The following is a 6,863-nucleotide window of genomic DNA, read 5'->3' as shown; positions in this document are numbered from 1 at the left end:
GCCGGAAGAATACCGGCTGATGGCCGAGAACACGGAAATCTCAAAAAGTGTGTGGAACTAAAGCTGGGATACTTACAGATCGGCATAGGCATACCCCAACTCTGGTACAAAACTAGACAAACGAAGTGCGCATAATACTAATTATGTTAAATATATCATCATGAGAAGCAATTTTCTCTGCTTTATCTATCACCTGCTCATAATCACCAGCGGGTCGTCAAATACACATGAAAGCATATAACGCTAGTCATAAAAAAAACGCCGTCGGGAATGCGTTTTTCTCCTGCATTACAAGTCACTGAGATAATCGGTACGGTCTGTAAGCCCTTAATCTCCCTTGATTTGCCGGATATCACGACTAACAAAAATGACTTAACTTGCCGAAAAACGTATGAAGTGGATTCTCCACTTAACGAATGCTGAGGTGAAGTATAGCTAACAATCAATTTAAGAGGCTTAATTTAAGCTTTTATGAGGATTTTATCGCTTTTAAAGGTGTTAAAATAACCCTTGTGATATACTTTCGATTAAAATCATCCGTGGACATAAAAGAGCTTAAAGCATCCCTTATCAGTAATTTTATTAATCAGGAGTGTTTATTATATCTCTTAAACTCTATTCTGAATCGGCACTGATTGCCCAGTTGGGGCAACGCCTGCGCGAACATCGCTTACGCCGAAACCTGCTGCAAAAAGAGCTGGCCGAAAAATCGGGGATTTCAGTCTCGGCGCTGAAAAAGCTGGAAAGCGACGGTAAAGTGACGCTGGAAAACTTTATGAAGGTGGTTTTCGCTCTGCGGCTGGAAAAAGAGATGACCGGCCTGTTTGAACTCCCGGCGATGAGCATCGCGCAGGTCGAAGCGCTGAAAGCGCCCACCCGGCAGCGGGCGGCTAAACGCATGGCGCGGCCTGCGGCGCAGGATGCAGGCAGAAACGAGGGAAAATCATGAAAAATAACTACGCCCCGCTCCGGCGGCTGGAAGTGATCTACGAAGGCTGGGGAGAACACTGGGTGTTGGGTACGCTGGCCGAAGGCCGCCAGCGCGGCGAATGGCTGTTTGAATACTCTGCACAAAGCATCGATCGCGGCATTGAGTTCTCGCCGCTGCTGCATCCGCCGGTGAGCACCACCTACGCCGATTTTGAACGCCATCAGGAAGGTATCCCCGGTTTTATTGCTGACTCGCTGCCCGACGGCTGGGGTCGGCTATTAATGGACCGACTCCTGCGGCGCAATGCCATTGAGCCTGCGGCACTCTCTCCGTTGGATCGGCTGGCGATGCTGGGCAGCAACACCATGGGTGCGCTCACTTACCGGCCGATGATGGAGGTTCCGGGGCAGGCAGCGGAGCAGCACACGATTAACGATCTGATGCTGCTGGCGCGTGAAATCGAAGTGGAAGTTGCCGGATTGGATTCTGACGTGCTGCCGCAGCTGGTGCGGCTGGGCGGCTCACCGCACGGTGCGCGCCCCAAGGTGCTGCTGGATTTTGAACCCGCCAGTGGAAAAATCCATTCGTCGCCGTTTGCCGGCAGCGATCCCTGGCTGATTAAATTCCCGGCGGCGCAGGAAGCCGCCTGGGTCTGCCCCCTGGAAGAAGTCTATGCCCGGCTGGCGAGAAGAGCCGGTATTGAATTCCCCGAAAGCCGCTGGTTTGCGCTGGGCGACGGACTGTCGGCCTTCGGCGTGAAGCGTTTCGATCGCCAGCAGGGAATGCGGGTGCCGACCCTCAGCATGGCGGGTGCGCTGCAGGCCGATTTCCGCCTGCCCTGTCTGGACTACAGCGATATTTTGCAGGCCACGGCGATGATTACCCGTTCGGCCACCGAGCGGGAAGCGCAGGCACGCCGCATGGTGTTTAACGTGATCATGAATAATCAGGACGATCACGCCAAAAACTTTGCCTTCAGTCTGAATCAGAACGAGGAATGGCGGCTATCGCCCGCCTACGACATCACCTTCCAGAGCGGACCGGGCGGTCAGCATCAATCTTCCGTTGCCGGACACGGGAAAAACATCAGCCGCAGGGCGTTGATATCGGCCGCGAAACTGGCCGATATCAGTGAAAAGACGATGAATGTGATTATCGAAGAAGTCTGCGACGTTGCCGCTTTATTTATCGCCACGGCGAATGAGCTGGGCGACGCCATTCCGCCGGCGGTGCTTGACGAGGTGAATGCGAAGATTCAGGACAGCATCCGGGCGCTTTAACCCGGCGAGAAGGCGAATGACGGTTCGGCCGCTGCGGGCAACGGCGGCTGATGCGCTTCCGCCCCGCCAACCGCCGACAGAAGCTGGCGGGTCCCGAATTTGCAGATGCGCCGATTGGCACTGGTCCGTATGTCTTCGATAAGTGGGTGCGGGGTAGCTACATCCTCTATAAGCGGAATCCTCTGCCGTCATACCACCCGCCGTAGCGCTGATACGCTACCGATACCCGGCCAGAGGCTTTTTCATCACCGCCGCTGACCGCCGCGGCAATATTCTCGTCGCGATCGTTATGGCTGTTAAAGCCGCTTTTCAGCCCGGTCTGGAATTCAACCTGGGTACCCGTCTGGCCTTTTTTGGTGACAATGTTGATCAGGCCGCCGGTGCTGCCGCCGCCGTACAGTGAGGTGGCTCCGGAAATGACTTCGATGCGCTCGATATTAAACGGGTCGATGGAATCCAGCTGGCGGCTGTCGCTGCGCGAAGAATTCAGGCGCACGCCGTCAACCATTACCATCATCGAGCGTCCACGCATGTTCATGCCGTAGTTGGTACGCCCCTGGCTGCTGACATCCATACCAGGGATCAGCTGCGCCAGCACTTCTTTCAGCTCTTTCCCGCCCTGTACCTGCTGCTCGATTTCGCCCTGCTCTATTACCCAGGTGGTTTGCGCCATATCGGTCACGCTGTGGTTAGCGCGGCTGGCGGCTACCACCAGCGTGTCGTCTTTCTGCCCCCCCGCCCAGCTCCCGGTGGAACACATCATCAGTAAACAAGGATTTAAAGCCCAAAGGTAACGGTACTTCATGGTAATCAAATTCCCTTATAAGGAGAAAAATGCGGCCTTCGGCGCCCTCCAGCCGATAAAAATCATACCCGTTAGCGATAATGATAATTTTTATTATATTAATAATTATTATCATGTAAACACTTTTTGTAACACCAGTGCAAGCAGCGGTCATTTTGAAAATGCACACGGAAAGAATGGATATTTATGAGTCGGTTACGTGGTCAATAATTAAAATACTATTATCAAGCAAAATAGACGATTATTAAAACAATCAGAATTAACTTTGTTTTAGGCGGGAATTAACTTTTTTTCAGAGAAAGAAAGATCGAAAAAACAGATCAAGATGTTTGATAAAGACGTTATTATAAAAAATCCCAACGCCGTGAAATAGCTGATTTTTATTTAGCTGAATGCGAGTCGGAAAAGCTGACCAGCAAATTCTATGACAGCATGCTGAAAGATCCCGATACCGCTTCACATCTTTCATATGAACTGGTTCAGGTGCAGTTGAGTCGTTCACTGATCAAATGGCTAAAAGCCGTACTTTGCATGAAGCTCGATGAGCTGGAACCACTGGCTAAACAGCAGTACCACACTGGTGGTGTCCATGCACGGATTGGCATCCCATCCAGTTTGTTCAGCGCGGCTCCCGCCAGATTAAATACGGCATCTACCAGTATCTAAAAGAGTATGACGCCGATCGTGCGGTCATTTTTGAAGTGAAGCATTACTCATCAATGGCGATTGATATGGCCATTGAACTAATGAGTCATGCTTATGCGATGTCGCATCACCGCGCTACGCAGAACGAGGAGTCCTATCGTCTGCACGTGCTGATGAACAATTCTGACCTGGAACAGGGCAAGCAGCAGGCGGCCCTGTCCAGCTGGGAGAACACCGTCATGTACGATCTGGTGAGCGGAGCCAGGAAAACAGAATCGTTGATCAGGCTGTCCCGTTCCGGATTTGGCCTGTGGGAAAGATTATCTGTTCCGCTACGGCGGCGAAGAGTTTCTACTGATTCTGGTTGAAGCCGGCGAATTCGACGCTCGCACCTCGCTGGAGCGGATCAGAAGAACGATCACCAGTACGCCTTTTGAAGTGCTGCCGGGGGAGACTATCCAGATCACCGTCAGTATCGGCTATGCGATCCATAACGGCCATCCCGATTATAACCCGTTATTGAAAAACGCTGATGCCGCACTCTACGCCGCGAAGGGTAACGGAAGAAACCGCATCGAGCGTTTTTAAGTTTGAGATAGTGGTTTAGCGGGTAACCCCGTGGCGTGGCATCCCTGCTCAACGCTATCCGGAGTCTGAACGGAAGAGAATTAACGCAAAGGCTTGCCGCGTACCGGCGCATCGCCCGCGACATAATAGTCAGCGGTACTGCGCGGCAGCGGCGCGCGGCCACGAATGCGGTCGGCAATCTTTTCGCCAATCATAATGGTGGTGGCATTCAGATTGCCGGTGATAATCAGCGGCATAATCGAGGCATCCACCACGCGCAGGTTTTCCAGTCCGTGCACGCGGCCTTCGCCGTCAACAACCGCCATCTCGTCGTTGCCCATTTTACAGGTGCCGCACGGGTGATACGCCGTTTCGCCGTGATTGCGCACAAACTCATCCAGCTCTTCGTCCGTCTGGTACGCGTCACCGGGGCTGATCTCTTTGCCACGGAAGGCATCCAGCGCAGGCTGATTGATAATCTCACGGGTGATGCGGATTGCCGCGCGGAATTCAATCCAGTCCTCTTCATCTGCCATGTAGTTAAACAGAATGCTCGGATGCTGGCGTGGATCGCGGGATTTCAGCTGCACGCGGCCACGGCTTTTGGATCGCATCGAACCGACGTGACACTGGAAACCGTGGGCTTCTACCGCGTTGGAGCCGTTGTAGTTAATCGCCACCGGCAGGAAGTGATACTGAATATTCGGCCAGGCGAAAGCCGCATCGCTGCGGATAAAGCCGCCGGCTTCAAACTGGTTGCTGGCGCCGATGCCGGTACCGTTGAACAGCCACTCCGCGCCGATTTTCGGCTGGTTCCACCACTTAAGCGCCGGGTAAAGCGAAACCGGCTCTTTACACTCGTACTGCAGGTACATTTCCAGGTGATCCTGCAAGTTCTCGCCCACGCCGGGCAGATCGTGCACCAGAGGGATATCAAACTGCTGTAACAGCCCGGCGGGACCGACGCCCGAGCGCTGCAGGATCTGCGGCGAGGCAATCGCCCCGGCGGAGAGCAGCACTTCTTTACGGGCGGTAGCGCGATGCAGCATATCGCCATCGCCTGCCAGATATTCCACGCCCACGGCGCGTTTGCCTTCAAACACGATGCGGTTCGTCAGTGCATGGGTGATGATTTTCAGGTTCGGGCGGGGTTTCGCCTGGTCCAGATAGCCGCGGGCGGTGCTGGAGCGGCGGCCTTTCGGCGTCACGAAGCGATCCATCGGACCAAAACCTTCCTGCTGATAGCCGTTCAGATCTTCGGTGCGCGGATACCCTGCCTGCACCCCCGCTTCCACCATAGCCGCGAACAGCGGATTGTTGCCCGCTTTGGGTGTGGTGATGCTCACCGGGCCGTCTGCGCCATGCCAGTCGTTGGCACCGGTATCGCGGTTTTCCAGCTTGCGATAGTACGGCAGGCAGTCAAGATAGCTCCAGTTTTCCAGGCCGGGCTGCTGCGCCCAGCCGTCGAGATCCAGCGCGTTACCGCGGATGTAGCACATACCGTTAATCAACGAAGAACCGCCAAGGCCTTTACCGCGACCGCATTCCATCCGGCGGTTGTTCATATGCGGTTCCGGGTCGGTTTCGTACGCCCAGTTATAGCGTTTGCCCTGTAGCGGGAAAGCCAGCGCCGCCGGCATTTGCGTGCGGAAATCAAGGCGACAGTCCGGGCCGCCCGCTTCCAGCAGCAGCACCTTTGTATTTGCGTCTTCGGTTAAGCGGGTGGCCAGCACGTTGCCTGCCGAACCCGCACCGATAATAATGTAATCAAATTCCATGAGTTGCTCCTCTAAGCAGGGATTAAAACACCGACTGGAAGGTGGCCATCTCAATCTGTACTGACTTCAACTGCGTGTAGTTTTGCAGGGTCATCACGCCGTTTTCACGGCCGATGCCCGAATGCTTGTAGCCGCCCACTGGCATTTCGGCGGCGGATTCGCCCCACGTGTTGATCCAGCAGATACCGGCTTCAAGCTGGTGGATCACGCGGTGCGCGCGGTTCAGGTCGCGGGTGACCACGCCGGCGGCCAGGCCGAACTCGGTGTTGTTGGCGCGGCGAATCACTTCCTCTTCATCGTCATAGCTGAGGATCGACATCACCGGGCCGAAGATCTCTTCGCGCACGATGGTCATCTCGTCGCGGCAGTCGGTAAACACGGTCGGTGCCACCCACGCACCGTTGTCGAAGCCTTCACCGGTTAAACGCTCGCCGCCGCACAGCACGCGTGCGCCTTCGGCCTTGCCGCTGTCGATAAAGCGCATCACGTTGTCGCGGTGGGCGAAGCTGACCAGCGGACCGAAGTTGGTTTGCGGATCGTTCAGATCACCGGCGCGAATACGGGAAACGCGGAAGCGAATTTTGGCTTCAAACGCGCTCTTCAGTGACGAGGGGATAAACACCCGGGTGCCGTTGGTGCAGACCTGGCCGGAGCTGTAGAAGTTGGCCATCATGGCGATATCTGCCGCCAGATCCAGATCGGCATCGTCAAAGATAATCAGCGGCGATTTACCACCCAGCTCCATCGTCACCTCTTTCAGCGTCGAGCCTGCGGCGTTGGCCATCACTTTCTTGCCGCTGACTACGCCACCGGTAAAGGAGACTTTATCGATGCCCGGGTGCCCGGTCAGCAATTGC

Annotated in this window: 7 protein-coding genes and 1 pseudogene; 5 read left to right on the top strand and 3 right to left on the bottom strand. The window is 54.9% G+C overall.

Annotation, left to right across the window (positions count from 1 at the left end; translation table 11 throughout):
• Positions 1–592: 592 nt before the first annotated feature.
• Together AC07U6_RS22100 and AC07U6_RS22095 are read left to right on the top strand one after the other, a co-directional pair.
• Positions 593–949, top strand: a complete 357-nt coding sequence (locus AC07U6_RS22100) for a helix-turn-helix domain-containing protein (RefSeq protein ID WP_494764601.1) — start codon at positions 593–595, stop codon at positions 947–949.
• Complete coding sequence (locus AC07U6_RS22095; RefSeq protein ID WP_494764602.1) at positions 946–2,211, top strand: type II toxin-antitoxin system HipA family toxin; 1,266 nt, start codon at positions 946–948, stop codon at positions 2,209–2,211. Before AC07U6_RS22100 ends, AC07U6_RS22095 begins: the two co-directional genes overlap by 4 nt.
• Positions 2,212–2,389: 178 nt before the next feature.
• On the opposite strand, the pseudogene AC07U6_RS22090 reads toward AC07U6_RS22095, so the two are convergent.
• Positions 2,390–3,016 (bottom strand): annotated as a pseudogene (locus tag AC07U6_RS22090) (TonB-dependent receptor); the annotation flags it as partial.
• 369 nt (positions 3,017–3,385) lie between these two features.
• Here AC07U6_RS22090 and AC07U6_RS22085 point away from each other — a divergent pair.
• From AC07U6_RS22085 to AC07U6_RS22075, 3 genes are all read left to right on the top strand, one after another.
• Complete coding sequence (locus AC07U6_RS22085; RefSeq protein WP_494764850.1) at positions 3,386–3,682, top strand: protoglobin domain-containing protein; 297 nt, start codon at positions 3,386–3,388, stop codon at positions 3,680–3,682.
• Between the two features lie 65 nt (positions 3,683–3,747).
• Entirely contained in the window at positions 3,748–4,029 is a 282-nt protein-coding gene (locus tag AC07U6_RS22080; protein ID WP_494764603.1) for a hypothetical protein, read from the top strand.
• Positions 3,965–4,249, top strand: a complete 285-nt coding sequence (locus AC07U6_RS22075) for a GGDEF domain-containing protein (protein WP_494764604.1) — start codon at positions 3,965–3,967, stop codon at positions 4,247–4,249. Before AC07U6_RS22080 ends, AC07U6_RS22075 begins: the two co-directional genes overlap by 65 nt.
• An 80-nt stretch (positions 4,250–4,329) precedes the next feature.
• Here the strand turns inward: AC07U6_RS22075 and betA are convergent, their stop codons facing one another.
• Together betA and AC07U6_RS22065 are read right to left on the bottom strand one after the other, a co-directional pair.
• Positions 4,330–6,006, bottom strand: coding sequence for a choline dehydrogenase (gene betA / locus AC07U6_RS22070; RefSeq protein WP_494764605.1), 1,677 nt, complete (start codon positions 6,004–6,006; stop codon positions 4,330–4,332).
• A 22-nt stretch (positions 6,007–6,028) separates the two neighbouring features.
• On the bottom strand, positions 6,029–6,863 hold an 835-nt coding region (locus AC07U6_RS22065; RefSeq protein WP_494764849.1), incomplete at its 5' end, for an aldehyde dehydrogenase family protein.

The organism is Erwinia sp. GW821-FHT03D09 (genome assembly GCF_059420805.1).
This window is presented reverse-complemented; position numbering and strand designations above follow the sequence as displayed.

Excerpts from the sequence above, each read along its gene's own strand:
- AC07U6_RS22095 (WP_494764602.1), top strand. The coding sequence starts at position 946 with ATGAAAAATAACTACGCCCCGCTCCGGCGGCTGGAAGTGATCTACGAA.
- AC07U6_RS22080 (WP_494764603.1), top strand. The coding sequence starts at position 3,748 with ATGGCCATTGAACTAATGAGTCATGCTTATGCGATGTCGCATCACCGC.
- betA (WP_494764605.1), bottom strand. The coding sequence starts at position 6,006 with ATGGAATTTGATTACATTATTATCGGTGCGGGTTCGGCAGGCAACGTG.